The organism is Exiguobacterium sp. s145, assembly GCF_018618835.1.
GTDB lineage: Bacteria > Bacillota > Bacilli > Exiguobacteriales > Exiguobacteriaceae > Exiguobacterium_A > Exiguobacterium_A artemiae.
Map to the genome: position 1 here is coordinate 60,543 of NZ_JACSMV010000012.1, position 25,191 is coordinate 85,733.

Sequence of the window (25,191 nt, forward strand, 5' to 3'; positions counted from 1 at the left end):
ATTTTAAACGATTAGTTGAGCGGCTCTAACGCGTCAGTGATCTGATCACCTGTTTTTTCTGCCTTCAGATCACCTTTTTCGACAAGAGCATACCAAGCACTCGCATCTGCCAAAACTGTTTGTGCTGTTTCTTTGCCTAAACGATTTTCGAGTGTCGGTTTCATGGCAATGACGAACATGTTAGCTTCCATCGCTTCGACGCGTGCTGTATCGATATCTTTTTTCTCGAGTGCTTCTTGTGTTTCTTCGTGGTAGCCGTCAATCTTTTCCGTTAGTGCTTTGGCGAACAAGCTCTCGATTTCCTTGAACTTAACGTCTGCCGGTTTTGTTTTTGAAAAATCATAGCGTTCTTTTAATGTAGCGACGGCTTCTTCATCGCCGCCGGCAAGTGATTCTTCGATGGCCAGCAGGAATCCGTATCCTTCAGCTTGTTCCATCTGCAATTCTTTTTCGTCTGTGCCGGCTTTGACACCGTCTTCGATTTTTTGAGCGTAACCGAGAGCAGCGAGATAGAACGACCGGTAAATCGATTTATCCGTCAATTGTTTCGCGACATTGAAGTCGGCCGCTTTCTTCGCCGTGATGGCTTCTTTCTGTGCCGTCAGACCGGAATTGATGGCTTGAGCAATGGAGTCTTCATTTTTAAAACCGTAACTCGCATCCCGCTTTTCCGCCGTCGGAATGAAGACGGTCTTCGACATCTCTTTAATATCGTTCAGTGCAGCTGTCGCTTCATCTGTTTTTCCAGCGACGACCGCTTCTTCGGCTGTTGCTTGTGTTGATTTCTGAAGTTTATAGAAATAAGACTGAATGCCTTTGTCTACGAGCTGACGGGCAACATTCTCATTAAGATCTTTTGATTCGACACCGGCTAATGCGGAACTGATGACCTCGTCGATTTCAGGAGCAGCTGTCGTGACACCGCCCTTTAATTTGGAGTCGTAACTTGTCGTGACCATCTTCCAGTCAATGGTTTGACCTTCTTTTGCTTTATCGAGTTCCGCTTTGATCGAGCTGAAGATGGTCAGTTCATCTTTTAAGGTCGTCGCGGCGATCCCGGCATTTGTGTTCGTTTCAGATGTTTGCTCCGTTTTCTCTTTTTTCGGAGCCGTTGTCGTGTCTTCATTACTACTATTCCCGCACGCAGCAAGCAGTCCTGCTGTGATAAAGAGTGATGCTACTTTTAAGCGTTTTTTCATAATCTATTCCCCCAGAATAAGATAAATGTATTTAAAATGATGTCGTTTTCACAAATCTAACTATAGCGAGAATAATTCTCATTGTCAATTGAACTTGAAAATGAAAAAATGGCTCCCGAGTTGTCTCGAGAGCCATTTTTAAGCGATATTTTACTGAACTTGGTCATATAATTTCGTGAGATAAGCGAATACTTCATCCGAAGCTTGGAACATCATGACAGAGTGTCCAAAGATCGCTGCCGGATTAAAGCCGTGATCGAGGTCAATCGTTGAAGCAATCGTGACATCACGGTCGCTGTCGAGGACAACACGGAAGTATTTGAATTCTTGGTTGAAATCGTTGATTGCATTTAAGATTGGAAGATCTTCGACACCGTCCGGTACGTGTGTAATCGTACGTGCGAATAACTCGACGTCTGTCGCCGTCTTGCTGAAGACAATCATCATCATCGGTTCAGCGCCTGATGGTGTTTTTTCCTGTGTCATGAAGAAGACGTGTGTTTCATTTTCGCGTGCTTCCATCGGAATGCCTTTTTCTACTAAGAAAGCTTGGAATTCTTCAAGGTATTGTTGTTGCACAGCCGTTACCCCGTTTTCATTTGTTTCCGGCTGACTGTTTTGGTTGATCGGCGTGACTTTGTTATCGTTCGTGTCTTTCGAGTTACGATCCTGATCCATTATAAAATCCCCCTTATAAATACTGTAATCTCAGTTTCAAGCATTTTAGATGGAATTGCAACTAATGTCCGTTATCATCGAAGGAACAATTTTATAATCAAGTTCCGACAAGTTTGTGAATCAACGAACAGATAACTTGAAAAGACATACCTGAATGGGTATATTGGTACACATAGAACATTGGAGGAGGAAGCCGGAATGAAAACGATCATTGTAGGTGGAGTAGCAGGTGGAGCAACGGCGGCAGCACGATTACGTCGATTGGATGAAACAGCAGAAATTATTCTTTTGGAACGGGGAAAAGAAATTTCTTTTGCAAACTGTGGACTTCCGTACTATATCGGAGACGTCATTAAAGACCGGAATAAATTGTTGGTTCAAACTCCGGAAGGGATGAACGCACGTTTCAATCTGGACGTTCGGAATTTATCGGAAGCCATCCGGATCAACCGCGAGCAAAAAACGGTGACGATTCGGAAGGTGGATACGGGAGAAGAGTACGACGAAACGTACGATCAGTTGATTTTGTCACCAGGCGCAAAACCGATCCGTCCAAATATTCCGGGTCTGGCGGAAGCGACGAATGTCTTTACATTACGCAATATCCCGGATACCGATAAAATGCGCCAGTATGTCGATGAAGCGCGTCCGGCACATGCGACGGTCATCGGCGGCGGATTCATCGGTCTTGAAATGGCGGAAAACTTAGTCGAACGCGGAGCGCGTGTGACGCTGGTTGAGATGTCCGATCAAGTCATGGCACCGGTCGATCCGGAAATGGCGGCCATCGTCCATGAACATTTGCGGGCGAAAGGTGTCGAACTGATTTTAGCGGACGGTGTGGCACGTTTTGAAGAAGCGGGGACGCGCGTCGTCTTGACGAGTGGAAAAACGATTCAAACCGAGATGAACATTCTATCGATCGGTGTCATGCCGGAAAGCAACTTGGCTTCAGAAGCGGGACTTAAACTCGGAATCAAACAGACGATTCAGGTCGATGAGACATTACGGACATCGGATCCTGCCATCTTTGCGATTGGTGATGCGATTGAAGTGAAGGATTACATTACAGGTGAACCGGTTCACGTTCCGTTGGCTTGGCCGGCAAATCGCCAAGGCCGTCTCGTCGCCGACATCATTGCCGGACGAGATGTCCGTTACACAGGAACACTCGGAACAGCAGTCGCAAAAGTATTTGATTTGACGGTCGCTTCGACCGGAAACAATGAAAAACGTCTTCGTCAATCGGGCCGTCGTTATGAAGCGATTCATCTTCATCCCGGCTCGCATGCCGGTTATTATCCGGGTGCCAGTCCGATTTCGATGAAACTGTTGTTTGATCTGGTGGACGGAACGATTTTTGGCGCACAAGCGATTGGGATGACAGGTGTCGAGAAACGAATCGATGTGTTGGCAACAGCCATTAAAGGCGGATTGACTGTCCTTGATCTTCCCGATTTGGAACTGTCGTATGCACCTCCGTACAGTTCGGCAAAAGATCCAGTCAATATGGCAGGCTATATCGCCTCGAATATCGTACTTGGGGACAGCGAAAACGTCCATTGGCACGAGATTGACCAGATTGTCACGGACGGCGGACTGTTGCTTGATGTCCGGGAACCTTCCGAAAACGAACTCGGATCGATTCCGGGATCCGTCAACATCTCTTTACCGACATTACGTCAGTCACTCGATGAATTACCGAAAGATCAGCCGATTTACGTGACATGTCAGGTCGGACTCCGAGGTTATGTCGCAAGTCAATTGCTCAAGCAAAACGGATTCGACGTCAAAAATCTAAGCGGCGGATATAAAACATGGGCGACGGTCAACCGTGACCGTGAAGCGAGAAGCCAAGTACGGGAGGAAACAGCTGTGACGACAATCAAAAGCGAACCGAAACAAGTAACGAAAGAACAGATTACGTTACTGGATACGTGTGGTTTACAGTGCCCGGGACCGATTTTGGAGCTGAAAACGAAAATCGATCAATTGCAGGATGGAGATCAAGTCTTCGTTAAAGCATCCGATCCCGGATTCCTGCCGGATGTTCAAGCATGGGCCAAAAAACTCGGTCATACCGTTCACACGGCGGAAATGAACAAAGGAGTCGTTGAAGTCCTGCTTGAAAAAGGGAATGCGACGAACCAACCGGTACAGTCGGCTGCTGCCACTGCCGATGATGCGACGATGGTCGTCTTCAGCGGTGATTTGGATAAAGCACTGGCATCGTTCGTCATTGCGCAAGGCGCACAGGCAATGGGGAAACAAGTGACGATGTTCTTTACGTTCTGGGGACTCAACGTCATCCGTAAACCGGATGCACCTGCTGTCGATAAGGCACCGATGGAGCGGATGATGGGGATGATGATGCCGAAACATGCCGGTGAATTACCGCTCTCGAACATGAACATGGCCGGAGCCGGTCAAAAAATGATGAAAAAAGTCATGAAGGATAAACAGGTTGACGCTCTGGAGACAATGATGGCGAAGGCACAAGCAGCCGGCGTCCGGATGATTGCCTGCACGATGTCGATGGACATCATGGGCATTAAAAAAGAGGAGTTGCTCGATGATATTGATTATGGTGGTGTCGCAAGTTATCTCGGAGCGACGGACGGTTCGAACCTGAATCTGTTCATCTGATCGTGTTCAGTGGTTAAATCAATTCTTAACAAGGGACTGACCCAAAAGTCAGTCCCTTGTTTTTTATGATGAACCTGACATCACATGTGAGGTTTGTGAGGGTTTTATAGATTGTGATGACTTAAAAGAAGAAAATGAATTTGATTTTCTAAAATTATTTACGTATTATAGAACACATGTGAAAAAAGGTTACATAAGCGAACGCTTAACTAAGGGGGAACACCTGTGGAAAAACAACTGATGGATGTTATCGGTAGTATCAACGACTTGTTATGGTCGAGTGTCTTGATTATCTTATTGGTCGGTTTAGGAATTTATTTTACGATTCGCATGGGATTCGTCCAGTTTCGGATGATTCCGGAAATGTTGCGGCTATTGTTCCAAGGAACGGATAAAGGAAAAGACGGTGTTTCGCCTTTCCAAGCTTTTGCCATCAGTACAGCGGCACGTGTCGGGACCGGCAACATCGCCGGCGTCGCGACAGCCATTGCGCTCGGTGGACCGGGTGCAGTCTTCTGGATGTGGTTGATCGCCTTAATCGGTTCAGCTTCGGCATTCGTCGAGAGTACGCTGGCTCAGATTTATAAAGTACGTGATGAAAAAGCATGGCGCGGTGGTCCGGCGTACTATATGGAAAAGGCGCTTGGACAGCGGTGGTTAGGGATCGTTTTCAGTATTCTGATTACAATCTCGTTCGGATTCGTCTTTAACTCGGTTCAGTCCAATACGATTTCACTGTCGCTTCAAAGCCAGTACGGGGTTGATAAGACGTGGATTACGGTCGGACTCGTTCTGTTGACGGCACTTGTCATCTTCGGTGGTGTCCGGAGTATTGCAACCGTGTCGGCGTTCCTCGTCCCGATCATGGCAGGAGGCTATATTTTGATTGCCCTCTATATCATGGTGACGAATTTAGAAGCATTGCCGAACGTCTTTGGTCTGATTTTCCAAGAAGGTTTACTTGAGTTCAAAACACTGGCCGGCGGAGCAATCGGAGCCGCGGTCCTAAACGGAATCCGTCGTGGTCTTTTCTCGAATGAAGCCGGTATGGGTTCAGCTCCGAATGCCGCTGCGACGGCAGAAGTATCGCATCCCGTCAAACAAGGATTGATCCAGTCGTTTGCTGTTTTTGTCGACACACTGCTCGTCTGTTCTTCGACAGCGATGATTGTTTTAGTCAGTGGGGTTGCGACGCAGGATGCGAGTGGAGCACCGGTCGCCGGAATCGATTTGGCGCAAGGGGCGCTGGCATCTCAAGTGGGTCCGTTTGCCACAGCATTTATGGCGCTTGCGATTTTCTTGTTTGCCTTCAGTTCGATTGTCGGAAACTACTACTACGGTGAATCGAATATCAGCTTCATCAACGATAATAAGAAAATCATGATTGCGTACAGGATCATCGTCCTCGGTATGATTGTGTTTGGTTCACTCGTTCAAACGGCTGGACTTGTCTGGGCACTTGCCGATATCTTCATGGGCTTGATGGCGATTGTTAACTTATATGCGATTTTCCGCTTATCCAAAATTGCAAAGCTCGCACTGGATGATTATTTAGTGCAACGGAAAAAGGGACAAGATCCCCGTTTCCATAAAAATTCAATTCCGAATCTTCCGGGTCAAGAACTGCTTGAAGCATGGCAGGACGAAGACCAAAAAGAAAAAGCGATTTAATATGAAAAGGATCAGAGTCATCTGGTCCTTTTTTTGTCTGGAGAGATTTTAATAATCGTCATTAAAGCAGTGTGAAAATGGGAATATTAAAAAAAACGACCGGAAAGGAGGGGGAAGGATGGAAAACGTACACTATGTACGTGTCGCGGATGCCGTTTGGGATTCGTTTGGAGATGATCCCCATATCATCATGGACTGGATTTTATTTATCCATGAAACACAACCCGATCATGAACAATTGTTTGCACTCGAAGAAACGACTCCGTTGTATCAGTTGATGAGTCAAATCGATATCTTCATTGATCAAGAGACCCATTATAATCTGGGACGGGCGATTGTCGGAGAGGAACTGATCGTCAATGAAGAGCATGCAGCAATCGTCGGTATCCTTCCCTTACCGTTGCTCATCATTTCTTCGGAGGTCATGCGAAATTTTGATCGCCAAGCACTTGAAGTGATTTATCAGGAAGCCGGCCGACAAGGTGATTTTGATGAGGTCTGGGAACAGTTCGGAAATTTATGCGCTTATTTTCACCAGGCGGAAGAGGCGCAGGATACGATTCTCGTCTATTATGTCTGACGGTCCATCACTCATATAGGAAAAAGGGGAGGTGGATGTGAATATCCGCCTCCCCTTCGTCTATAGAAAAACCATTTTTCTTTAAACCGATTGTGTATGTGTACTTAAAAATCGATTTCGTCCGGATCCGGTCCGAGACGGACATCGGTTGCCAAACGGTCAATTTTCTCGAGATCATCTGCATCGAGTTGGAAGTCAAAGACGTCAAAGTTTTCCGCAATGCGTTCGGGTGTGACCGATTTTGGAAGCGCCACGATGCCGTTGTCTAAATGCCAACGCAAGACGACTTGTGAAGGGGATTTGCCGTGTTTTTCGGCAATTTCCTTGAAGTCATTGATTTCGAGGAATTTTCCTTGCATGAGTGGGCTCCACGCCTCGACTTGAATGCTGTGGTCCTGTAAATATTCATGCAACTCATGTTGCGGAAGTTGCGGATGAAGTTCAACCTGATTGATCATCGGTGTCATTAATCCTTCTTCAGCAAGTGTATCGAGATGATGTTCTTTGAAGTTCGAAACACCGATTGCCTTAATTTTGCCGGCTTCGTAAAGTTCGACCATGGCTTTCCATGCTTCGATATACCCTTCAACCGGCCAGTGGATCAGATAAAGATCAAGGTAGTCGGTTTCGAGGCGTTCAAGTGACTCAGCGAAAGCTTCTTTAGTGCGTCCGGCACGAATGTCATCGTTCCATACTTTAGACGTTAAGAAGAGATCTTCACGGTTCACGCCGCTTTCTTTAATTCCTTTGGCGACACCACGTTCGTTTTTGTAAACGGCAGCCGTATCAATATGACGGTAACCGACACGAAGGGCTTCTGCGACGGCAGCCGGTGCTTCCGTCTCTTCATCGACTTGCCAGACACCAAATCCGATTTGTGGAATCGTGACACCATTTGAAAGTTTTGCGTATTGCATGTGTATACTCCTCCTTCAATGAAACGAGAATATGGAATTGCTCGTTTAGTTTAGCATGAACAAGCAAGAACGTCTGTTTCAACGCTCAAGGGAGGAAAAAGACGGTTAGAAAGCGAAATGAGGAGGGTAAAACTATAAAGGAAACGAGGTGTATTTTATGAAACGATCTGTTAAAAACGTACCAAAAGGTGTGTGGGCCGGCCTTGCAGCCTTATTAGGGACACAAGCGGCATGCTTGTTCCTCGGTGCCCGGAAGACAGGGCGGAATCCATGGGTCTGGGGAGGCGCAGGACTGATTCAGTTCCCGCTTCCAGCGATTGCTTACTTCATTCTCAACCGCCAAGACCGGAAAAAATAAGACAAACACAAGACCCGTCGCTGTTGCGACGGGTCTGTTTGTTATGAAACATTTTTTTGACGTGCGTCCGATGTTTTCCGACGCGGGAAGCCGAAAAGAATCGCAAGAGATCCACAAACGAACAGCAGGAACGGATAAAACAGATAAGGAATCAGTTCCGGAGAGGCCGTTTTCGTCAATTCCGCGGCAATCAGCAACTGGGCGCCGTAGGGAATGATACCTTGGATGCCGCAAGAGAAGATATCAAGAATACTGGCTGACTTTTTTCGGTCGATGTCATACGTATCGGCGATTTCTGCTGCCAGTGGACCGGCGACAAGAATCGAAATCGTATTGTTCGCTGTTGCGAGGTTCGTCGCACTGACGAGTGCTGCCATGCTGAATTCCGCGCCGCGACGTTGAGAGATTTTTTGCGTCAGCGTTTCTTTCAGGTAAGCAATCCCACCGTTAAAGGTGATCAGACTGACGAGACCACCCATCAGTAATGTCAAAATCGAGATTTCCGCCATTCCCATCAGGCCGTCAGACATGGATAGGACAAAACCGCTTAAGCCGAAGCTGCCGTCAATCATCCCGATGATACCTGTTAAAACGGTTCCACCAATCAAAACAAGAATGACGTTGACGCCAAACAAGGCGAGGATGATGACGGACAGATACGGAATCAGTTTATAAAACTCAAACGCCTTCGCTTCGACGACATTTCCTGTGCTTGAGACAAATGCCAGGATGATGATAGTCAGAATAGCTGCCGGCAAAACAATCAGGAAATTGGTTCGGAATTTATCACGCATGTTGGTTTTTTGTGTCCGGACGGCTGCAATCGTCGTATCGGAAATGAACGATAAGTTGTCGCCGAACATTGCGCCACCAACGACAGCGGCGGCCGCAATCGCAACATTGACACCGGTTGCTTCATGGATTCCAAGGGCAATCGGAGCGAGTGCCGCAATCGTACCGGTGGAAGTCCCCATCGCCATCGAGATGAAGGCGGCGATGATGAACAGTCCGCTCATCAGGAGGGACGGAGGTAAAAATGTTAATGACGCATTGACGGTTGCTTCGATCGCGCCGATTGCATCGGCCGTTCCGGAAAAGGCACCGGCAAGCAAGAAGATAAAGACCATAATCATGATGTCCGGATTTCCTGCACCTGCTGCAATCCGTTCCACGGTCTGATTAATACCGCCTTTTGTTGTGACCGCCGCAAAAATCAAGGCAATCAAAGCCGCAATCAGAATCGGAAACTTGTAAAAGTCATCGTAAAAAATACCGGCACCGATAAAAAGAACTAAAAAGACAAGTAACGGTAGAAGTGCCCATTTATTCGGTGTAATCGTTTCGTTCATCAAACCACTCCTTTTCTACAAGTACAAAAAAAGACTCCTTCGCAAGAAAGAAGGAGGTCTTTACTGAAAAAGACGCTCTTCTTATCTCTCAAGCCGCAGCTTGCTGGATTTGGCACAGTACGATTTAATCGTCCGCTGCCGAAACATCATCGGGCCAGTCCCTCCGTCTCTCGCGATAAAAAGAAGTCATTTAATTGTCTGAAATACGTTTTCTACCGTAACGCATCTTTTACTGCATGTCAACACTACTTCACTGAAGTGCTTGTTTGAGAGTCGCGACATTTTCATTCATCAACTCAAAATACGATGCCTTCTGCTGTGCTTTCGTGACGGACTCGAGGTTGTGGATCGTAATGGCCTCCGCTCCGATTTCCTGTTGAATGACACGGGCAACTTTCGGTGAAACCGTCTCTTCGAAAGCGATATACTTCAAGTCGTGAAGTTGGGCTTCCTTGACGATCGCCGCCAGTTGTTTTTGCGAAGGCTCGTCCGACGGAGAGATACCGGCAATCGGCAATTGCGAGAATCCGTAGCGTTCTGCTAAATATCCGTAAGCGGCATGGGTGACGAGCAATTCTTTTTTGGATCCTTCATCAACAGCCTGTTGCAAGTTTTGATCAAGCTTATTGGCCTTGCTATTAAAAGCGGTGAGATTTTTCTCAAACGTTGCTTTTTTAGCAGGTACTTCTTTAGCGAGTGCCGTCGTAATTGATTGAGCCATCACTTTGGCATTGTTCGGATCGAGCCAGACATGCGGATCAAATTTGCCGTGATCATGTTCTTCTGCCGCATGTTCGTCGGTGTGTCCTTCATGTTCATGAAGCGTGGCGTTTGCTTCGAGTAAGTCGATTCCTTTACTCGTCTCGACGAAACGAACATCGTTGCCTTTAAGACTGGCTTTGATTTTTTTGGAGTACGGTTCAAGCGTCGTACCGGTTAAGAGGAACAGATCGCCTTGTGCGATTTCTGTCAGTTGTTTAGACGTCGGCTCGTACGAGTGCGGATCGGCACCGGGTGGAACAATCATCTTGACGTCGATATCGGTTCCGCCAATTTCCTTGGCGATTGCCGCGGTAGCGAATGTCGATGTATACACACGGAGATTTTGGTCGGCCGCATCCTGAGTGGATTCGGAAGAACCGCAGGCAGCAAGAAAAGCAGCTCCTGCAAAGGCGACCGTGAAAGCTGAAAGTAATTTTTTCATATGAATAAACCCTCCAAAAAAATATTAAAACGTAATTATTCCGATTTGAACCTTTTCACTATAACGAATCCGAAACCAAGCGTCAAGTACCAGTCAGGGAAGACGTTCGACTTCTAAATAAATCGGGTAAAAGACTAATAAGATTAGAAATCGAGAGGAAATTTCGGAGGTGATGAGGTGAAACGGGAAACCGCTTGGCTGATGGGAGGGGCAGCGATTTTAACGACGGCTGCGGCCGGAGCAAGCATTTGGAACAACTACGGTGCGTTATTACGATGGACAGAACCGGCTCTTCCGCTGTCAGAAGTCCAACTCGCGCCGCGGACGGTTGTGTATAAAACCGTTCACACCCAAGAATTGAAGCTGGATTTATACTATCCTCCAGGGGACGGTCCTTTCCCGGTCGCGATTTATGCGCATGGGGGAGCCTTCGTCAGGGGAAACCGGGATGATGTCTTTTGTTTTACACCAATCATGGAACGTTTCCTCGAGCTCGGTATCGCCGTTTGCAGCATCGATTACCGCTTATTCGAAGACGGCAGCTATTTTCCGGATAATCTGGAGGACGTAGGGGACGCACTCTGTTTCTTGAATCAAGAGGCGAATGATTTACAAATCATGCGCGGACGGATGGTGCTGTGGGGAGATTCAGCCGGAGCCGCCTTGATGCTGACGACGGCACTCGCTCCGACGGAATTTGTCGGCGAACAAAAAATGGAACGCCTGCCGTTGATCAGCGGTGTCATTGCCTTGTATCCTCCAACGAATTTCCTGCTGTTCAAGTTCATTCAAACCTGGATTGCCCATATCAAGTTTTACGGGGGTGGCAGGGAAGAGTGGCGGGAACTTATGACACGGGTCTCGCCGGTGACGCACTTACGGGCGGACTCGCCGCCGATCATGCTGCTGCACGGGAAAAAAGATCCGATTGTCCCGTTTACGCAAGCATTGCATTTCGTGGAAAAAGGAGCGGATGTCGGAGCGGATGTCCGACTGTTTTCCTTCCCGAACGGCACACATTCACTGGCGAGTTTTGCCCAAACGGAAAACCCGCTCAAAATCGAGCGGTTGCTGGAACGGATTGAAGCGTTCAGCTGTCAAGTCCTGGCGTTGCCGCCCAGGGAGACCCTTCATTAAAAAAGAAAACATGATACAATCAGTCATATTTCTTTTGAAGGAGACAGTGAAATGACAGAAATTTGTTTAGTGCGTCATGGTCAGACGGATTGGAATTTAAACGAACGGATTCAAGGACGGGAGGATATTCCGCTGAATGAAACCGGACGGTGGCAGGCTGAAATGAGTGCTGCGTATCTGGCGGAAGAACAATGGGACGTCTTGATTTCGAGCCCCTTATCGCGGGCAGTCGAGACGGCAGAAATCATCGGACGTTCCGTCGGACTGGATGTGACGGAGACGGATGACCGGTTGGTCGAACGGGAGTTTGGATTGGCGTCAGGACAGCCCGTCGCCGGAATCTATGAAGCCGTCCAAGCGAATGATACGGAACGTGTACCGGGACTTGAAACCGAACAGGAAATCCAACAGCGGGTGTTTTCGGCAATTGAAGAACTGACAGAAAAATACCGGGGACAACGCCTGTTGATCGTCTGTCACTCGCATACAATCAAAGCGGCATTATCCTCGATTGATGATAGCTTCAGTTACCGGACACCGCTGAAGAATGCATGTGCGAACTATATTCGTTTCTCCGACCGGTATGAAATTGACCGCATCAATGTCGCGGATCATATCGTAGATCAAACGATACGTCCTTAAGAGATGGTTGGATTTTCGTGGAGGTACTGTTTAAACGTTTCTTTTGCGATACTCGTAATATGTGCGCCGCGTTTCGAACGTCGGTCTTTGTATTCCTGAATCAAGGCTTCACCGGTGAAATGATCCTCGACGACTTCGCGTAAGATGGATTCCGACAAGTCGTTTTTCATCATGACCATCTTTCCTTTGAACAGATACGATACCCCTTCACTTAAGGGAGTTGATTCGAGCGGCGTCACAATCATCGCAGCCGGATCATTATCAGGTCGTGAGATCGTAATTTCAATCAAGGCCCGTAAATTTTTGGTGAACAACTCGTCGATGATCGGTTGATCATTTTTCAGGACGACAATTTCAGCGACCCACTGTGCCGTCTGATCCGTGCTGACAGTCAATCCATCTTTGATCGTAACGGGAATCGTCGTATCCCGGCCGGATTCATCCATTAAAATACGTAAGGTGCACAATTTAAAGGTTTTCAAGAAAACGCCTCCTTGTTGAATGAACAACAGATTTTCTTCAGTATACCGTGACTGGGCAAACGATGGGAAAGTTTTAGAGAGGATTTTTTAGTGAACTATGTTTAAATGGAAGTAGAAATTAGAAACAGGAGGACCGTTCATTATGCCGCAAGCACTGATAGGAGTATTAGGAATCATTGGCATCATCTTACTTGCCCATTACATCATCTCGTATTGGCATGCTGAACCAACAGACCGTCCGACACTTGCTTATCGTATAGCGCTCCTGATTGCCTGTTTGCTTCTCATCAGTGGAAGCGACCACTTAATCAGTATTTTTTATGCGGATTCCTTGGCAGAGTTCGGTCAACGGATTACGTATATCGTTTTCATCGGAGGTGCGCTTGGTTTCGCTTGGTACTTTCGTCAACAAATGGAACAAGCGGCAATCCAAATGACAGTTACACCAAATGAAACAGCCCACTTCAGCTGAAGTAGGCTGTTTTTATGTTCACTTGTTTATTTGAGACCGCTTGCTGTCCGTGTGTCGCGAATCATATCCAGTTTCAGTTTCCAGAGACGGTCGCTGAAGGTGATGGCATAGACTTCCGGCAGACGAAGGCGTTTGTATTCTTCCCATAGACGACCGATCTGCTGTTCATGGAAATGGCGGCTTTCCTCGATGGTCGGGACCGTGTATACAAGTTCTCCATCAACAAAAATCGGCGTCAGCAACCGTTCGACGTTAAAGTTTTCGATCCGGTTGCGGAATGACGGATCACGGACGTCGATTAGATCGATTGCCTCCAGATCAGTCGGATCTTCATCGAGTAACGTTACGTAATCGCCTTTGAACTTATTCGTGACGCGGTCGACAATCCGGTACACTTCTTTGATGTGTGGTGTCGTCGTCTTCGCTTTTGAGGAAGAGACTTTGATGACCGGAATGAGTTCGCCGTCGACTTCACGTGCGACCAGCTTATAGACCATACCGAGTGCAGGTTGTTCGTATGCTGTGATACCGCGTGTTCCGACGAGGAACGTATTCGCCTGTGCCCCTTGAATCCGTAAGTCTTGAATGACGTATTCGTCGAGATCACCGGATAAGACGATGTCGACATCCGGGAAACCGGCTTCATCGAGCATTGTCCGTGCCCGTTTCGATAAGTAGGATAAATCGCCGGAATCAATCCGGATACCGCGCAATTTATGTCCTTTTGCTTCAAGTTCCTTTGCGACGGTGATCGCGTTCGGCAAACCGCTTTTCAGCGTGTCATACGTATCGACGAGTAATGTCGCTTGATCCGGATAGTAGGCGGCAAACGTCCGGAACGCTGTTAATTCATCATCATGGAATTGGATGTCGGCATGCTCCATCGTTCCACCGCACGGAATACCGAAGTCTCGTCCGGCAGAAGCAAGGCTCGTGACATCAAAACCGGCTAAGTACGACGCGCGGGTTCCGAAGTAAGCAGCATCGATGCCTTGGGCACGACGCGCACCGGCTTCGAGGAATTTTGCTCCCGGTGCCGATTGACGGATCCGCGCATATTTCGTAGCAATCAAGGATTCATGATTGGCGATATTCAAAATCGCGGTCTGCAGTAGTTTGGCTTCGAAAATCCGGGCTTCGATCCGCACGAGCGGTTCGTTCGGGAAAACGATTTCGCCTTCTTTGACACTTGAGATGGAACCGGAAAATTTAAAGTTTCGCAATTCATCTTTGAACTCGTCCGGGAAATCAATCATTTTTTGGAGATACGTGATGTCTTCTTCCGTAAAACGAAGGGTCTGGACGTATTCGATGATATTTTCAAGTCCGGCGAATACGACATAGCCGCCTTCGAACGGGTTTGAACGGTAATAGACATCAAAGACAGCCCGTTCATTGTGCCGTCCTTCTTTCCAATAAATATACATCCACCGCGGCAGATAAAGGTCAGTATGAAGTGCAAGATTACGTTGTAACATAAAGACAGATCCCTTCTTATTCGCCGACGACATCTGCGCCGATCGATTGTTTGAAATGTGTAAGTGCCCAGTCGTGACCAACCGCATTGAAACTTGCGACGGCGTCGGCATGGACGACGATTTTATATCCCAGATTGTAGGCATCGACTGCTGTATGCAGGACACAGATGTCCGTGCAGACTCCGACGAGATGGACTTCCTGAATCGAACGTTCGCGTAACCGTAAATCAAGATCCGTCCCGGCAAAAGCACTGTAACGTGTTTTATCGATGACATGATCTGCGACACGTGCCATTTCGGCTACTTGTCCAAAAAGATCCCGGCCGTGCGTGCCCCGGATGTTGTGGGGTGGGAAGAGGACGGTTTCCGGATGGAACGTGTCTCCTTCTTCATGGATATCGTTTGCGATGACGACGTAATCCTCAGATGAGAACTCATCCATCAGTGAAGCGATGCGTCCTTCAATGGCCTGTCCTGGTTTTCCGCACGTCAACTTTCCTTCATCGGCTACAAAATCAACCGTATAGTCAATCACGATTAGCGCACGCATGAGCGTCTGCCCCTTTCTTTTTTGAGAGATAGTGTTCTCCTTCACATTGTACTCTATCTGTGCCGGAAGACAAAAGGAAGAAATCCATCCGCTGGAGGTATAAGAAACCGGAAAAGTAGGGTATAAGGTATAGGACGAAAATAATGGTGGAGGAGGAAAATGGCATGAAAAGGTTGAATGAGTACGAAGTGGAAGAACGTCTAGAAGGATTGGCAGAATGGCGTGTCGTCGATGACGAAATCGTCCGTGTCTATACACTGGATTCATTCCCGGCAGCACTTGATTTTGTACAGGAGGTTGGTTCGATAGCGGAACATCTCAACCATCATCCGAGAATCATCATTGACTATAAGAACGTTACGCTTGCTGCGACGACCCACGATTCAGGCGGTCTGACTAGCAAAGACTTCGAACTCGCGGAGGCCTGTGATGCCATCTAAACTTTCCATAACATTCGGTAGCGGCAGTTTTGTTGATCAAATTCGATCTCGTGATCCTCAGATCCGGGCGGCAAGTGGAAGCGGGGAAGCTCTTTTATTTATCGAAACAGAAGGGAAGTCACCGTTCCAAAGCGGCAACACGTATACGTTGCTCGAAACACGGGGTAATTTTGATGAACAAGGCAGTCTATTTTATTGGTCGATTCCGGCAGATCAGAACAGCGGTGATCTATTTGTTCATCATGTCATGTCGGATCCGAAAGTACTGGGAGCCGAATACGACAGTTTCCAGGCCGTCCGGATTGCCCGTGTCGAGCGGGGGACGGATCTGGTCCTGTTAATTCAGTTCAACAATGACGGGGATGCTTCGCGTTATGCGAAATCAGTTGAACGACTGACCGTCGACCAGTATGCTGAAGAGGCAGGGAAGTCGTTTTCGCCTTCCCCGGTCATGAAACGGTATCAGCTTTTGCAACCGCTGTAATCAACAGTTAAATTAGTCTAGGGGGAAAAACAGATGAAAAAGAATTACTTTTTAGCAGCAACGCTTGGTGGAGCGCTTGTAGGCGCCACTTTATCAATGCTTCATAAAGATACACGTCAATCGCAACTGGCTGCGTTCAAACGCACATTTGGCGGAGCAGGGACACAAATTTCAGCCGTCAAACAGGATCCGAAAGGCCGTTTTGAAGAACTTCGTGCCTTATATACAGATAACCAGGAAACGATCCATAACTTGATCGATGATATTAAAGATCTTGCGGAATCATTACGTAAATAAGCCATCATAAAAAGGAGCCCGTCTGAATTTTTAAGTTCAGCGGGCTCCTTTTTGGATTGTGTTTCAAATGAACCGGGCCAGCAGGCCAAACACGGCGAAGGCGACGATGACATAAAAGATGATCCGTCCGAGTTGTCCGGAACCGCTCGTATGAATGATGCGACCACCTGATGCAGGACGTCTTCCGGTATTGAACGGACGTGTAAACGGCACTGTTCCTTTTCCGAAGATGAAGCCGGCAAGGAACCCGAGCACGAAACCGTATAAGTGACCAAAGACAGAGACGTTCGAACCGAGTAAGGTGAAGATGGCTGTGATGGCACTGAAGATATACACGAGACGCGCGTCATCAGCTGAAATGACAGTCCGTTTAAAACGACCGAGATAGACGTAAAAACCAAGCAGTCCTAAAATTGCGCCCGAAGCCCCGGCTTGACCGTAAAACGGTTCATTGATTTTCGTAAAATACGTCAAGACGTTGGCGAGCGTTCCGACTAAAAGATAGAAGGAAGCAAACTTCGCGTGACCGATCATCCGCTCCAAGGCAGGTGCGAAAATGATTAGGGCAAACGTGTTGAAGGCGATATGCCAAAAATCATAATGCAGGAATGTCGCGGTTACGACACGCCACCATTCCCCGTTCCCGATGAACAAGTTGATGGCTGCCCCGTAATTGAGCGGCGAAAAGCCAAAGTTGAAAAAGGCGTTTAACTGTTCGATGACAAACAGGGCAACTTGGATTAAAATGAACAACGAAACGACCGGATAAGAACGTGTGAACGTTTGTAAGTTTTCCGTTCGACTAAACATGACAACACCTCGCTTCATCTTCATTCTATATGAAGATGGCGAAGAATAGAACTGTGGAGGCGTCAGGAATGATTTTCGGAATAGGACTCGATCTCGTAGAACTGGAACAAATCCGACAGACGCTCGAGCGTCAGCCGCGAATCGTTAAACGGGTGTTAACGGCAGAAGAACAGAATCGTTTTTACACCTTGTCTGATAAGCGGCAACTTGAGTATCTCGCAGGAAGGTTCGCGGCAAAGGAAGCGTTTGTCAAAGCATTCGGGACCGGCATCGGTGCCGACGTATCCTGGCTTGATCTCGAAGTGTTGAACGAAGCATCGGGACGACCGGTCATGACCGGTCCGTTTGAAGGGACGATTCACCTTTCCATTACCCATTCCGACCATTATGCGGCTGCACAAGTCTTATTAGAAAAGAGGAGTTCAGATGTATCGACCAACTTGGATAGAAATTGACCGCGAAGCCATCGCGCACAATGTACGGGAAATCAAGGCCCGAATCGGTCATCAAACGATGATGGCCGTCGTGAAGGCGGACGGATACGGACATGGTGCCGTGACGGTCGCGGAAATCGCGTTGGCGAACGGGGCGGATTTACTGGCTGTCGCCCTGCTAGAAGAAGCAATCGAATTACGGGAAGCCGGGATTCAGGCACCGATTTTAATGCTCGAAACGCTTTTGCCGGAACATGCACCGATCGCCTCGAACTATGACGTCGCCGTGCCTGTTTTTTCAGCCGGCTGGTTGCGGGAAGCAAAACAGCATTTAACGGATGTCGATCATTTACGGCTCCACATCAAGGTCGACAGCGGGATGGGCCGTCTTGGACTGCAGACACCGGAAGAGTTGGACGCCGTCTTACAAGAGTTGGATTCGGATGTCATGGAACTCGAAGGGATCTATACGCATTTCGCGACAGCCGACGAATTGAACAGCCGGTTGTTTGACGAGCAACAGACCGTTTTCCTGCGTTTCGTCGAACGCGTGCCGAATATTCGATACATCCATGCGGCCAACTCAGCGGGCGCCATCCGTTTGATCGGTCAGGATCCTTTTAATGTTGTCCGGATCGGGATTGCCTTATACGGGGCGATGCCGTCAGACGAAATGATTCCATATTACGAATTCTTACGACCGGCGTTCACGCTGAAGAGTCGTCTGATGCAGGTCAAGCAGGTTGAACCCGGTCAAACGATCAGTTACGGTGCGACCTACACGGCGCCGACAGATGAGTGGATCGGAACGGTGCCGATCGGATACGCGGACGGCTGGTCCCGCAAGTTCCAGGGGTATTCATTACTTGTCGACGGTTATCCGTGTGAAATCGTCGGTCGGGTCTGTATGGACCGGTTGATGATCCGCTTGCCGCGCAATTACCCGGTTGGAACAGAAGTCACGTTGATTGGACAAGGTGTCCCGATTGATGAAGCAGCGCACTGGCTCGGGACGATCAACTATGAGGTATTGTGTCAGTTCTCGAAACGGGTCCCGCGCATCTAGTTTTTTAAAAGACATCAATATGATGGTAAAAAAATGTTATTTGTTTGAATTTTGATTGTATTTTCTGAATTTGACTGATATATTGAAGTAGAAAGTGAGTCGTTCGTTAAGGTTTCAGTGAATCTGGAGGTGCCATTATCTTGGTCCAACAACGGGAAAAGCAATTTGTTGAGCGAAATGTAGCGAAGGAGACGATTGGGATGAAGTCGAACCATACGACCGAAGAACGCAAGCGTCAGCTACGTGAGGAATTGAAACGTGGTTACGAAGAAATGGCAGCGATCAATTTATCCATCGTTGGCGAAATGTTCCAGATTGAAACGGAGGCGGAGTTCTCGCTCCTACGTCAAGTAAGCGGGGTGTAAGCTTTGATAGTCAAACGTGGCGACGTGTTTTATGCAAATTTGTCACCTGTGGTCGGATCGGAACAAGGAGGCGTTCGTCCTGTCCTTGTCCTACAAAATGATATTGGTAACCGATTCAGCCCAACTGTAATCGTGGCTGCGATCACGGCACAGATCGACAAAGCCAAACTACCGACCCATGTGGAAGTATATCGAGAGCGACACGGATTAGAACGTGATTCGGTCATCCTACTTGAGCAGGTCCGTACAATCGATAAACGCCGTCTGACGGATAAAGTTACGCATCTAGATCCGGACACGATGATGAAAGTAAATAGTGCCGTCGCGATCAGCTTAGGGTTGATTGATTTTTAGGCACTTACATAGATCAGAGAGAAGAGTCGATACATCTGTATGCGACTTTTTTTGAACATTTTTTTAAAAAGTGGTTTAAGAATTAGCAAATCCGGGAATTATTTCAGAGTGAACTTTTTTTATTATGAGATAACAGAGATAGAGATAGAAAAAACACATAGCAGATTTTCCTTGAGGAGGAACTTGAAGATGGATTTAACAATTAAAACAGAACAATTAGATGGTCAGACGCATCTCTATATCGCAGGAGAGATTGATACGTATACAGCACCAAAACTTCGCCAGGAACTTGTGCCGGCAGTCGAAACAAATGACGTTGTCGTGCACCTGGATGAAATTCACTATATGGATTCAACAGGCCTTGGTGTATTTGTCGGGGCGCTTAAAGTATCAAAGAAAAACGGCACATCATTTACACTTGTCGGCGTTTCTGAACGCATCCGCCGTTTGTTTGAAATCACAGGTCTTTCAAGCATCATTACAATCGATAGTGGTGTACGAGGTGGGACACAATGAAGAACGAACAACTTGAAATGACACTTCCGGCAAAACCGGAATATGTTGCAATTGCTCGATTGACAGTTTCGGGTGTCGCGAATCGGATGGGTTACACGTACGACGATATCGAAGACATCAAAATTGCGGTCTCTGAAGCATGTGCGAATGCAGTTCAACATGCATATGAAGGAGAACAGGACGGATCAATGGCTTTAACGTGTAACGTCTATCCGGACGATCGTCTTGAAATCATTGTCAAAGACAATGGTGTGACTTTCGATAAAGACAGCGTGAAGCGTCAAAGTGAACCAATTACGGAATCTCATGATTTAGACTCTCTGCACGAGGGGGGACTAGGGATCTTAATGATCGAAGCACTCATGGATCAAGTCACGATCGAGAAAGCAAACGGCGTCACTGTCCATATGACAAAATATATGAATAGAGATGAGGTGGGTCAAAGTGCCAGCAAAGTCTCAACAACGCCATCACAGTGATGATGAAGTCCTTCGTCTAATTGACCTGTATCAACAAGATGATCAAGATGAAGAAGTTCATGCTGCTTTACTTGCTCGGTATTCCGACCTCGTTGAGGCGCTTGCCCGTAAGTTCTCACGTGGCCGTCCGATTCATGATGACCTCGTTCAAGTCGGAATGATTGGTTTGCTTGCCGCTCTTCGTCGTTTTGATAAAGAATTTGGCCGGAGTTTTGAATCCTTTGCCGTTCCGACCATCATCGGTGAAATCAAACGTTTCATCCGTGATAAGACATGGAGCGTTCACGTCCCGCGTCGAATCAAGGAACTCGGACCGAAAATCAAGAAAGCCGTCGAAGAACTGACGACAGAACTGCAACGTTCACCGCGTATCGATGAAATTGCCGCTCGGTTGGAAGTATCGGAAGAGGAAGTTCTTGAAACCCTTGAGATGGGTAAAAGTTATCAGGCTTTATCTGTTGATAGTTCAATTGAAGCCGATCAGGAAGGCAGTACGGTCACACTACTGGATCTCGTTGGTAACCAGGAAAACGGATATGATTCAGTGGATCAAAAGCTGATTCTTGAAAAAGCATTTGCTGTTTTGACTGACCGCGAACGTTCGATTTTAGAATGTGCGTACTACCGGAACATGAGTCAAAAGGAAACAGGAGAACTTCTTGGTATTTCGCAAATGCATGTGTCGCGTCTTCAGCGCCGTGCGTTGCAAAAATTACGAGAAGCAATCAAAGTAGAACCGAACGAAGTATTTTCAAAAGACTGATGCGAAAGCATCGGTCTTTTTTTTGTGTCCTGCTAATTCTTCGGTATAATGAAACAGAGGTGAGGAAAATGGAGAAGAGAATCGCAACAGAATTGAACATCAGACCGGCGCAAGTCAAGGCTGTCTTACAATTGACGGAGGACGGGGGAACGATTCCGTTCATCGCGAGATACCGTAAAGAGCAAACCGGAGAACTCGATGAGGTCGAAATCAAAGCGATCCTCGACCGCCATAAAAGCATCACACAACTGGAATCAAAACGAGAAGATGTTTTGCGGAAAATCGAAGAACAAGGTGTCTTGACGCCTGACTTGAAACAAAGCTTGAATGAAGCAACGACGTTACAGCAAATCGAAGACCTGTACTTACCGTTTCGTCCTAAACGGAGAACAAAAGCCGAGATTGCCCGAGAAGCAGGATTGACACCATTCGCCAACTTTTTGCGGTCACCGAAATCATACGATGAACAACAATTTCATCAGTATGTCGCGGCACATGGCGAAGGAGAAGCGGTAGCCGGAGCACAAGCCATCATTGCCGAAGAGTGGGGCGAACAGGCGAGTGTCCGCGAACATATTCGAAAGACGGCTTACCGGTTTGCGGATATCGTCACGAAACTAAAAAAAGACGCAGTCGATGAAAAACGTGTCTTTGCCCAGTATTACGAGTACAGTGAACGGATCCGTCAAATCGTGCCACACCGGATTTTGGCGATCAATCGTGCTGAGGCGTTAAAAATCGTTTCCGTCAAAATCGTTCTGGAAGAGCAACACGTTTTACCGAACTTGTTACGGCCGTTTAGCCGATTGCCGGAGCAAAAACGCAAGTTGGTCGAGGAAGCTGTTCAAACGGGATATAAAAAATCGGTTTTCCCGGCAATTGAACGGGAACTTCGGAACGAGTTGACCGACAAAGCGGAAAATCAGGCGATTGAAGTGTTCGGAAAAAACTTGCGGCAACTCTACATGCAACCGCCGATAAAAGGGAAAGTCATGCTGGGTCTTGATCCTGCCTACCGGACGGGATGTAAGTGGGCCGTGATTGATCCGACGGGGGAAATGAAGGAAGTCGGCGTCGTGTATCTGACGATGTCGGAACAAAAAGCGCAAGAAGCACGTCAAGTCTTAACGAAACTGGTAAAACGGTACGGAATTGAATTGATTGCGATTGGAAACGGGACGGCTTCCCGTGAGACGGAATCCTTTGTCGCAGACTGGATCAAAGAGTATGATCAAATTGCCTTTACGATTGTGGATGAGGCAGGAGCAAGTATCTATTCGGCGTCGGAAATTGCCCGCACTGAGTTTCCGGACTTACAAGTCGAGCAACGGTCCGCCATCTCAATCGCCCGGCGTCTGCAGGATCCGTTGGCGGAACTTGTCAAAGTGGATCCGCAATCCGTTGGGGTCGGACAGTACCAACATGATGTCACACAGGCGAAGTTAAAAGAGACGCTCGATTTCGTCGTCGAGACGGTTGTAAACCAGGTCGGTGTCGACGTCAACACAGCTTCGGAATCATTACTCGGTTACGTCGCCGGGATTACGAAAGCAACGGCTAAAAAGATTGTGGAACGTCGCTCGGAACTCGGGGCCTTTGAATCCCGGAAAGAATTGTTGAAAGTTCCGCGTTTAGGAGCAAAAGCATATGAACAGGCGGCCGGTTTCTTACGCATTCCGGAAGGTAGTCATCCGCTTGACCGGACACCGATTCACCCGGAACAATATAAAACCGTGGAATCCTTGTTTAAGCAACTGAATTTGCCGTTGCAGAGCGTTGGAACGGACAGTTTACGGACTCGACTCGGAGAGTTATCCGTACCGGACACTGCTCGATTGCTCGAAGTCGGTGAACCGACACTACGGGATATCATTGAAGCATTACAACGCCCGGAACGTGATCCGCGGGAAGCACTCGATAAGCCGTTGCTGCGCCAGGATGTGTTATCCCTTGATATGATCCAAGTCGGGATGGAATTCCAGGGGACGGTCCGAAATGTGCTCGATTTCGGTGCCTTCGTGGATATCGGTGTGAAAGAAAGCGGTCTTGTTCATATTTCAAAACTCAGTAAAAAACGGGTCAAACATCCGCTTGATGTCATTGCCGTCGGCGATATCGTGACCGTTTGGGTGACAAGTGTCGAGCCGGAGCGCGGACGGATCGGTCTGACGATGGTCAGTCCGTCATGACGAACGAAGAGTTGCAGCAATACGTCGAGCAACTCTCGCTCGACGTGTTTGCTTTACCGTTTAAACATATTGCACTTTTTAACGATCGCTTACGGACGACAGGGGGCCGTTATTTTCTGACCGATCATCATCTGGATTTCAATCGGAGTCATTTGGGAGACCTTGATACCTTCCGTGGAATCGTCATTCATGAACTGTGCCACTATCATTTACATCTGCGTGGAATGGGGCACCGGCATCAAGATCAGGATTTTAAAGAGTGGCTGCAACGATACGGGGGGCTGCGTTACAGTCCGCGCCTAGAAGAAGTAGAAAAAAAGAATCATCTTTACGAGTGTGAGAAATGCGGGACATTATATAGAAGGAAAAGAAAGATGAATCCGGAGCGATACCGTTGCGGAAGATGTCGTGGAAAGATTTTTTACAAAAGTAGTTGACGTTCATTTCGGAGCATGATAAATTATAGAAGTCGTCAAAACGACAGCAACTAAACAACTTCTCGTCACTAAAAACTTTTTTAAAAAAGCATTGACGAAGAGAAATAAAGTTGCTAATATAGAAAAGTGTTCTGAAACGAACGTCACGTTCCGCAATAGCTCAGTGGTAGAGCAACCGGCTGTTAACCGGTAGGTCGTAGGTTCAAATCCTACTTGCGGAGCCATTATCTTTGGAGATGTACCCAAGTGGCTATAAGGGGCGCCCCTGCTAAGGGTGTAGGCCGGGAAACTGGTGCGAGGGTTCGAATCCCTCCATCTCCGCCAGACCTCTTATGTGAATTTGTTACTTGAGAATAATTATTGTTTTAAAATGGCCCGTTGGTCAAGCGGTTAAGACACCGCCCTTTCACGGCGGTATCACGGGTTCGATTCCCGTACGGGTCACCATTTTGGAGGATTAGCTCAGCTGGGAGAGCATCTGCCTTACAAGCAGAGGGTCGGCGGTTCGATCCCGTCATCCTCCACCATTTTTAATTTCATACTTAAGTTTCACAAAAATGTGGTCCTGTGGTGTAGCGGTTAACATGCCTGCCTGTCACGCAGGAGATCGCGGGTTCGAATCCCGTCAGGACCGCCATTTTTGGGCTGTGGCCAAGTGGTAAGGCACTGGATTTTGATTCCAGCATGCGAAGGTTCGATCCCTTCCAGCCCAGTTTTTCGTGTCATTAGCTCAGTTGGTAGAGCATCTGACTTTTAATCAGAGGGTCGCAGGTTCGAATCCTGCATGACACACCATTTTATTTTTTGATTCCTAATTTTATATTTGCGGTCGTGGCGGAATGGTAGACGCGCTAGGTTGAGGGCCTAGTGGTGGCAACACTGTGGAGGTTCAAGTCCTCTCGACCGCACCATATCGCACCCTTAGCTCAGCTGGATAGAGTACTTGACTACGAATCAAGGGGTCGGGAGTTCGAATCTCTCAGGGTGCACCATATTTTGTTTGCTTTTGACGGGCCTATAGCTCAGCTGGTTAGAGCGCACGCCTGATAAGCGTGAGGTCGGTGGTTCGAGTCCACTTAGGCCCACCATTTTCAAAACAAACGATGACGAACTTTGAAAACTGAACGATGAGGCAAAAAACGTATCTTCGGATACAAACAATGAATGAAGCGCAAGCTTCGTCAACGTGACTCC

Annotated in this window: 28 protein-coding genes, 10 tRNA genes and 1 riboswitch; of the genes, 29 read left to right on the forward strand and 9 right to left on the reverse strand. The window is 47.6% G+C overall.

The genetic code is table 11. From position 1 onward, the window contains the following. Nucleotides 1–11: 11 nt before the first annotated feature. Entirely contained in the window at nt 12–1,199 is a 1,188-nt protein-coding gene (locus tag KNQ07_RS10360) for a hypothetical protein (RefSeq protein WP_214766515.1), read from the reverse strand. 150 nt (nt 1,200–1,349) lie between these two features. After that, nucleotides 1,350–1,877 (reverse strand): type III secretion system chaperone family protein, encoded by a 528-nt coding sequence (locus KNQ07_RS10365; RefSeq protein WP_012371690.1) that lies wholly within the window; start codon nt 1,875–1,877, stop codon nt 1,350–1,352. A gap of 198 nt (nt 1,878–2,075) precedes the next feature. Here KNQ07_RS10365 and KNQ07_RS10370 point away from each other — a divergent pair, with 198 nt between their 5' ends. From KNQ07_RS10370 to KNQ07_RS10380, 3 genes are all read left to right on the forward strand, one after another. Continuing rightward, nucleotides 2,076–4,523: a CoA-disulfide reductase gene (locus KNQ07_RS10370; RefSeq protein WP_214766517.1), complete on the forward strand. Its 2,448-nt coding sequence runs from the start codon at nt 2,076–2,078 to the stop codon at nt 4,521–4,523. Nucleotides 4,524–4,748: 225 nt separating this feature from the next. Next, a complete protein-coding gene (locus KNQ07_RS10375; protein WP_214766519.1) occupies nt 4,749–6,194 on the forward strand; it encodes an alanine/glycine:cation symporter family protein in 1,446 nt (481 codons plus the stop codon). 118 nt (nt 6,195–6,312) lie between these two features. After that, nucleotides 6,313–6,774 (forward strand): hypothetical protein, encoded by a 462-nt coding sequence (locus tag KNQ07_RS10380; RefSeq protein ID WP_012371687.1) that lies wholly within the window; start codon nt 6,313–6,315, stop codon nt 6,772–6,774. 104 nt (nt 6,775–6,878) lie between these two features. Here the strand turns inward: KNQ07_RS10380 and KNQ07_RS10385 are convergent, their stop codons facing one another. After that, entirely contained in the window at nt 6,879–7,691 is an 813-nt protein-coding gene (locus KNQ07_RS10385) for an aldo/keto reductase (RefSeq protein ID WP_012371686.1), read from the reverse strand. Between the two features lie 157 nt (nt 7,692–7,848). On the opposite strand from KNQ07_RS10385, the gene KNQ07_RS10390 reads away from it, so the two are divergent. After that, nucleotides 7,849–8,049 (forward strand): hypothetical protein, encoded by a 201-nt coding sequence (locus tag KNQ07_RS10390; RefSeq protein WP_012371685.1) that lies wholly within the window; start codon nt 7,849–7,851, stop codon nt 8,047–8,049. Between the two features lie 41 nt (nt 8,050–8,090). On the opposite strand, the gene KNQ07_RS10395 is transcribed toward KNQ07_RS10390, so the two are convergent. Next, nucleotides 8,091–9,398, reverse strand: coding sequence for a Na+/H+ antiporter NhaC family protein (locus KNQ07_RS10395; RefSeq protein ID WP_012371684.1), 1,308 nt, complete (start codon nt 9,396–9,398; stop codon nt 8,091–8,093). Nucleotides 9,399–9,476: 78 nt separating this feature from the next. Further along, nucleotides 9,477–9,580: riboswitch (SAM riboswitch) on the reverse strand. A 68-nt stretch (nt 9,581–9,648) separates the two neighbouring features. Beyond that, nucleotides 9,649–10,602, reverse strand: coding sequence for a metal ABC transporter solute-binding protein, Zn/Mn family (locus KNQ07_RS10400; RefSeq protein WP_214766521.1), 954 nt, complete (start codon nt 10,600–10,602; stop codon nt 9,649–9,651). 177 nt (nt 10,603–10,779) lie between these two features. Between KNQ07_RS10400 and KNQ07_RS10405 the strand changes: the two genes are divergently transcribed. Both KNQ07_RS10405 and KNQ07_RS10410 read left to right on the forward strand, forming a co-directional pair. After that, entirely contained in the window at nt 10,780–11,739 is a 960-nt protein-coding gene (locus KNQ07_RS10405; RefSeq protein ID WP_214766523.1) for an alpha/beta hydrolase, read from the forward strand. Nucleotides 11,740–11,790: 51 nt separating this feature from the next. Then, the gene (locus KNQ07_RS10410) at nt 11,791–12,381 is read left to right on the forward strand and encodes a histidine phosphatase family protein (protein ID WP_214766525.1); all 591 of its coding nucleotides are present in this window, start codon (nt 11,791–11,793) and stop codon (nt 12,379–12,381) included. Here KNQ07_RS10410 and KNQ07_RS10415 read toward each other — a convergent pair. Further along, on the reverse strand, nt 12,378–12,863 hold the full coding sequence (locus KNQ07_RS10415) for a YwpF family protein (protein ID WP_114596593.1): 486 nt from the start codon (nt 12,861–12,863) through the stop codon (nt 12,378–12,380). The genes KNQ07_RS10410 and KNQ07_RS10415 overlap by 4 nt on opposite strands. 142 nt (nt 12,864–13,005) lie before the next feature. Here KNQ07_RS10415 and KNQ07_RS10420 point away from each other — a divergent pair, with 142 nt between their 5' ends. Beyond that, nucleotides 13,006–13,335, forward strand: coding sequence for a hypothetical protein (locus KNQ07_RS10420; RefSeq protein WP_114596592.1), 330 nt, complete (start codon nt 13,006–13,008; stop codon nt 13,333–13,335). A 26-nt stretch (nt 13,336–13,361) separates the two neighbouring features. Here the strand turns inward: KNQ07_RS10420 and KNQ07_RS10425 are convergent, their stop codons facing one another. Together KNQ07_RS10425 and KNQ07_RS10430 are read right to left on the reverse strand one after the other, a co-directional pair. Continuing rightward, nucleotides 13,362–14,813 (reverse strand): nicotinate phosphoribosyltransferase, encoded by a 1,452-nt coding sequence (locus KNQ07_RS10425; protein WP_214766527.1) that lies wholly within the window; start codon nt 14,811–14,813, stop codon nt 13,362–13,364. A 16-nt stretch (nt 14,814–14,829) separates the two neighbouring features. Continuing rightward, nucleotides 14,830–15,363, reverse strand: coding sequence for a cysteine hydrolase family protein (locus KNQ07_RS10430; RefSeq protein ID WP_214766529.1), 534 nt, complete (start codon nt 15,361–15,363; stop codon nt 14,830–14,832). 164 nt (nt 15,364–15,527) lie between these two features. Here KNQ07_RS10430 and KNQ07_RS10435 point away from each other — a divergent pair, with 164 nt between their 5' ends. From KNQ07_RS10435 to KNQ07_RS10445, 3 genes are read left to right on the forward strand one after another with little or no spacing between them, the layout of a single operon-like run. Continuing rightward, nucleotides 15,528–15,803 (forward strand): 4a-hydroxytetrahydrobiopterin dehydratase, encoded by a 276-nt coding sequence (locus tag KNQ07_RS10435; protein WP_026827240.1) that lies wholly within the window; start codon nt 15,528–15,530, stop codon nt 15,801–15,803. Further along, nucleotides 15,793–16,287, forward strand: a complete 495-nt coding sequence (locus tag KNQ07_RS10440; protein ID WP_012371675.1) for a hypothetical protein — start codon at nt 15,793–15,795, stop codon at nt 16,285–16,287. Before KNQ07_RS10435 ends, KNQ07_RS10440 begins: the two co-directional genes overlap by 11 nt. Before the next feature lie 33 nt (nt 16,288–16,320). Further along, entirely contained in the window at nt 16,321–16,584 is a 264-nt protein-coding gene (locus KNQ07_RS10445) for a hypothetical protein (RefSeq protein ID WP_012371674.1), read from the forward strand. Nucleotides 16,585–16,647: 63 nt separating this feature from the next. Here KNQ07_RS10445 and KNQ07_RS10450 read toward each other — a convergent pair whose 3' ends face one another. Next, the gene (locus KNQ07_RS10450) at nt 16,648–17,394 is read right to left on the reverse strand and encodes a rhomboid family intramembrane serine protease (protein WP_214766531.1); all 747 of its coding nucleotides are present in this window, start codon (nt 17,392–17,394) and stop codon (nt 16,648–16,650) included. Nucleotides 17,395–17,462: 68 nt separating this feature from the next. Here KNQ07_RS10450 and acpS point away from each other — a divergent pair, with 68 nt between their 5' ends. From acpS to KNQ07_RS10545, 19 genes are all read left to right on the forward strand, one after another. Beyond that, nucleotides 17,463–17,849: a holo-ACP synthase gene (gene acpS / locus KNQ07_RS10455; protein WP_012371672.1), complete on the forward strand. Its 387-nt coding sequence runs from the start codon at nt 17,463–17,465 to the stop codon at nt 17,847–17,849. Further along, the gene (alr, locus tag KNQ07_RS10460; RefSeq protein ID WP_214766533.1) at nt 17,821–18,894 is read left to right on the forward strand and encodes an alanine racemase; all 1,074 of its coding nucleotides are present in this window, start codon (nt 17,821–17,823) and stop codon (nt 18,892–18,894) included. The genes acpS and alr overlap by 29 nt, the downstream gene beginning before the upstream one ends. A 140-nt stretch (nt 18,895–19,034) precedes the next feature. Further along, on the forward strand, nt 19,035–19,259 hold the full coding sequence (locus tag KNQ07_RS10465) for a hypothetical protein (protein ID WP_012371670.1): 225 nt from the start codon (nt 19,035–19,037) through the stop codon (nt 19,257–19,259). Between the two features lie 3 nt (nt 19,260–19,262). Then, nucleotides 19,263–19,613 carry a type II toxin-antitoxin system PemK/MazF family toxin gene (locus tag KNQ07_RS10470; protein ID WP_014971520.1) on the forward strand — a complete coding sequence of 117 codons (351 nt, stop codon included), beginning with the start codon at nt 19,263–19,265 and terminating at the stop codon, nt 19,611–19,613. Nucleotides 19,614–19,802: 189 nt separating this feature from the next. Then, nucleotides 19,803–20,129 (forward strand): STAS domain-containing protein, encoded by a 327-nt coding sequence (locus tag KNQ07_RS10475; protein ID WP_214766535.1) that lies wholly within the window; start codon nt 19,803–19,805, stop codon nt 20,127–20,129. Then, nucleotides 20,126–20,608 carry an anti-sigma B factor RsbW gene (gene rsbW / locus KNQ07_RS10480; protein ID WP_012371667.1) on the forward strand — a complete coding sequence of 161 codons (483 nt, stop codon included), beginning with the start codon at nt 20,126–20,128 and terminating at the stop codon, nt 20,606–20,608. Before KNQ07_RS10475 ends, rsbW begins: the two co-directional genes overlap by 4 nt. Next, entirely contained in the window at nt 20,574–21,371 is a 798-nt protein-coding gene (sigB, locus tag KNQ07_RS10485; RefSeq protein ID WP_012371666.1) for an RNA polymerase sigma factor SigB, read from the forward strand. Before rsbW ends, sigB begins: the two co-directional genes overlap by 35 nt. Nucleotides 21,372–21,439: 68 nt before the next feature. Then, nucleotides 21,440–23,560 (forward strand): Tex family protein, encoded by a 2,121-nt coding sequence (locus KNQ07_RS10490; protein WP_214766537.1) that lies wholly within the window; start codon nt 21,440–21,442, stop codon nt 23,558–23,560. Next, nucleotides 23,557–23,997 (forward strand): SprT family protein, encoded by a 441-nt coding sequence (locus KNQ07_RS10495; protein ID WP_214766539.1) that lies wholly within the window; start codon nt 23,557–23,559, stop codon nt 23,995–23,997. Before KNQ07_RS10490 ends, KNQ07_RS10495 begins: the two co-directional genes overlap by 4 nt. Nucleotides 23,998–24,146: 149 nt before the next feature. Continuing rightward, nucleotides 24,147–24,221 (forward strand) — tRNA-Asn (locus KNQ07_RS10500). An 8-nt stretch (nt 24,222–24,229) separates the two neighbouring features. Next, nucleotides 24,230–24,321 (forward strand) — tRNA-Ser (locus KNQ07_RS10505). Nucleotides 24,322–24,369: 48 nt separating this feature from the next. Next, nucleotides 24,370–24,444 (forward strand) — tRNA-Glu (locus KNQ07_RS10510). 4 nt (nt 24,445–24,448) lie between these two features. After that, nucleotides 24,449–24,524, forward strand: a tRNA-Val gene (locus KNQ07_RS10515). Between the two features lie 34 nt (nt 24,525–24,558). Further along, nucleotides 24,559–24,634: transfer RNA gene (locus tag KNQ07_RS10520), tRNA-Asp, on the forward strand. Between the two features lie 4 nt (nt 24,635–24,638). Then, nucleotides 24,639–24,710: transfer RNA gene (locus tag KNQ07_RS10525), tRNA-Gln, on the forward strand. Nucleotides 24,711–24,716: 6 nt separating this feature from the next. After that, a tRNA-Lys gene (locus tag KNQ07_RS10530) sits at nt 24,717–24,792 on the forward strand. Between the two features lie 30 nt (nt 24,793–24,822). Continuing rightward, nucleotides 24,823–24,908 (forward strand) — tRNA-Leu (locus tag KNQ07_RS10535). A 4-nt stretch (nt 24,909–24,912) separates the two neighbouring features. Continuing rightward, nucleotides 24,913–24,989 (forward strand) — tRNA-Arg (locus KNQ07_RS10540). 19 nt (nt 24,990–25,008) lie between these two features. Next, a tRNA-Ile gene (locus tag KNQ07_RS10545) sits at nt 25,009–25,085 on the forward strand. Nucleotides 25,086–25,191: the final 106 nt, after the last annotated feature.

Bases quoted from the DNA above. Each gene is read 5' to 3' on its own strand.
- KNQ07_RS10360 (WP_214766515.1), bottom strand. From the start codon at position 1,199: ATGAAAAAACGCTTAAAAGTAGCATCACTCTTTATCACAGCAGGACTG.
- KNQ07_RS10365 (WP_012371690.1), bottom strand. From the start codon at position 1,877: ATGGATCAGGATCGTAACTCGAAAGACACGAACGATAACAAAGTCACG.
- KNQ07_RS10370 (WP_214766517.1), top strand. From the start codon at position 2,076: ATGAAAACGATCATTGTAGGTGGAGTAGCAGGTGGAGCAACGGCGGCA.
- KNQ07_RS10380 (WP_012371687.1), top strand. From the start codon at position 6,313: ATGGAAAACGTACACTATGTACGTGTCGCGGATGCCGTTTGGGATTCG.
- KNQ07_RS10385 (WP_012371686.1), bottom strand. From the start codon at position 7,691: ATGCAATACGCAAAACTTTCAAATGGTGTCACGATTCCACAAATCGGA.
- KNQ07_RS10390 (WP_012371685.1), top strand. From the start codon at position 7,849: ATGAAACGATCTGTTAAAAACGTACCAAAAGGTGTGTGGGCCGGCCTT.
- KNQ07_RS10395 (WP_012371684.1), bottom strand. From the start codon at position 9,398: ATGAACGAAACGATTACACCGAATAAATGGGCACTTCTACCGTTACTT.
- KNQ07_RS10400 (WP_214766521.1), bottom strand. From the start codon at position 10,602: ATGAAAAAATTACTTTCAGCTTTCACGGTCGCCTTTGCAGGAGCTGCT.
- KNQ07_RS10410 (WP_214766525.1), top strand. From the start codon at position 11,791: ATGACAGAAATTTGTTTAGTGCGTCATGGTCAGACGGATTGGAATTTA.
- KNQ07_RS10420 (WP_114596592.1), top strand. From the start codon at position 13,006: ATGCCGCAAGCACTGATAGGAGTATTAGGAATCATTGGCATCATCTTA.
- KNQ07_RS10425 (WP_214766527.1), bottom strand. From the start codon at position 14,813: ATGTTACAACGTAATCTTGCACTTCATACTGACCTTTATCTGCCGCGG.
- KNQ07_RS10430 (WP_214766529.1), bottom strand. From the start codon at position 15,363: ATGCGTGCGCTAATCGTGATTGACTATACGGTTGATTTTGTAGCCGAT.
- KNQ07_RS10435 (WP_026827240.1), top strand. From the start codon at position 15,528: ATGAAAAGGTTGAATGAGTACGAAGTGGAAGAACGTCTAGAAGGATTG.
- KNQ07_RS10440 (WP_012371675.1), top strand. From the start codon at position 15,793: ATGCCATCTAAACTTTCCATAACATTCGGTAGCGGCAGTTTTGTTGAT.
- KNQ07_RS10445 (WP_012371674.1), top strand. From the start codon at position 16,321: ATGAAAAAGAATTACTTTTTAGCAGCAACGCTTGGTGGAGCGCTTGTA.
- KNQ07_RS10450 (WP_214766531.1), bottom strand. From the start codon at position 17,394: ATGTTTAGTCGAACGGAAAACTTACAAACGTTCACACGTTCTTATCCG.
- acpS (WP_012371672.1), top strand. From the start codon at position 17,463: ATGATTTTCGGAATAGGACTCGATCTCGTAGAACTGGAACAAATCCGA.
- alr (WP_214766533.1), top strand. From the start codon at position 17,821: ATGTATCGACCAACTTGGATAGAAATTGACCGCGAAGCCATCGCGCAC.
- KNQ07_RS10475 (WP_214766535.1), top strand. From the start codon at position 19,803: ATGGATTTAACAATTAAAACAGAACAATTAGATGGTCAGACGCATCTC.
- rsbW (WP_012371667.1), top strand. From the start codon at position 20,126: ATGAAGAACGAACAACTTGAAATGACACTTCCGGCAAAACCGGAATAT.
- KNQ07_RS10490 (WP_214766537.1), top strand. From the start codon at position 21,440: ATGGAGAAGAGAATCGCAACAGAATTGAACATCAGACCGGCGCAAGTC.
- KNQ07_RS10495 (WP_214766539.1), top strand. From the start codon at position 23,557: ATGACGAACGAAGAGTTGCAGCAATACGTCGAGCAACTCTCGCTCGAC.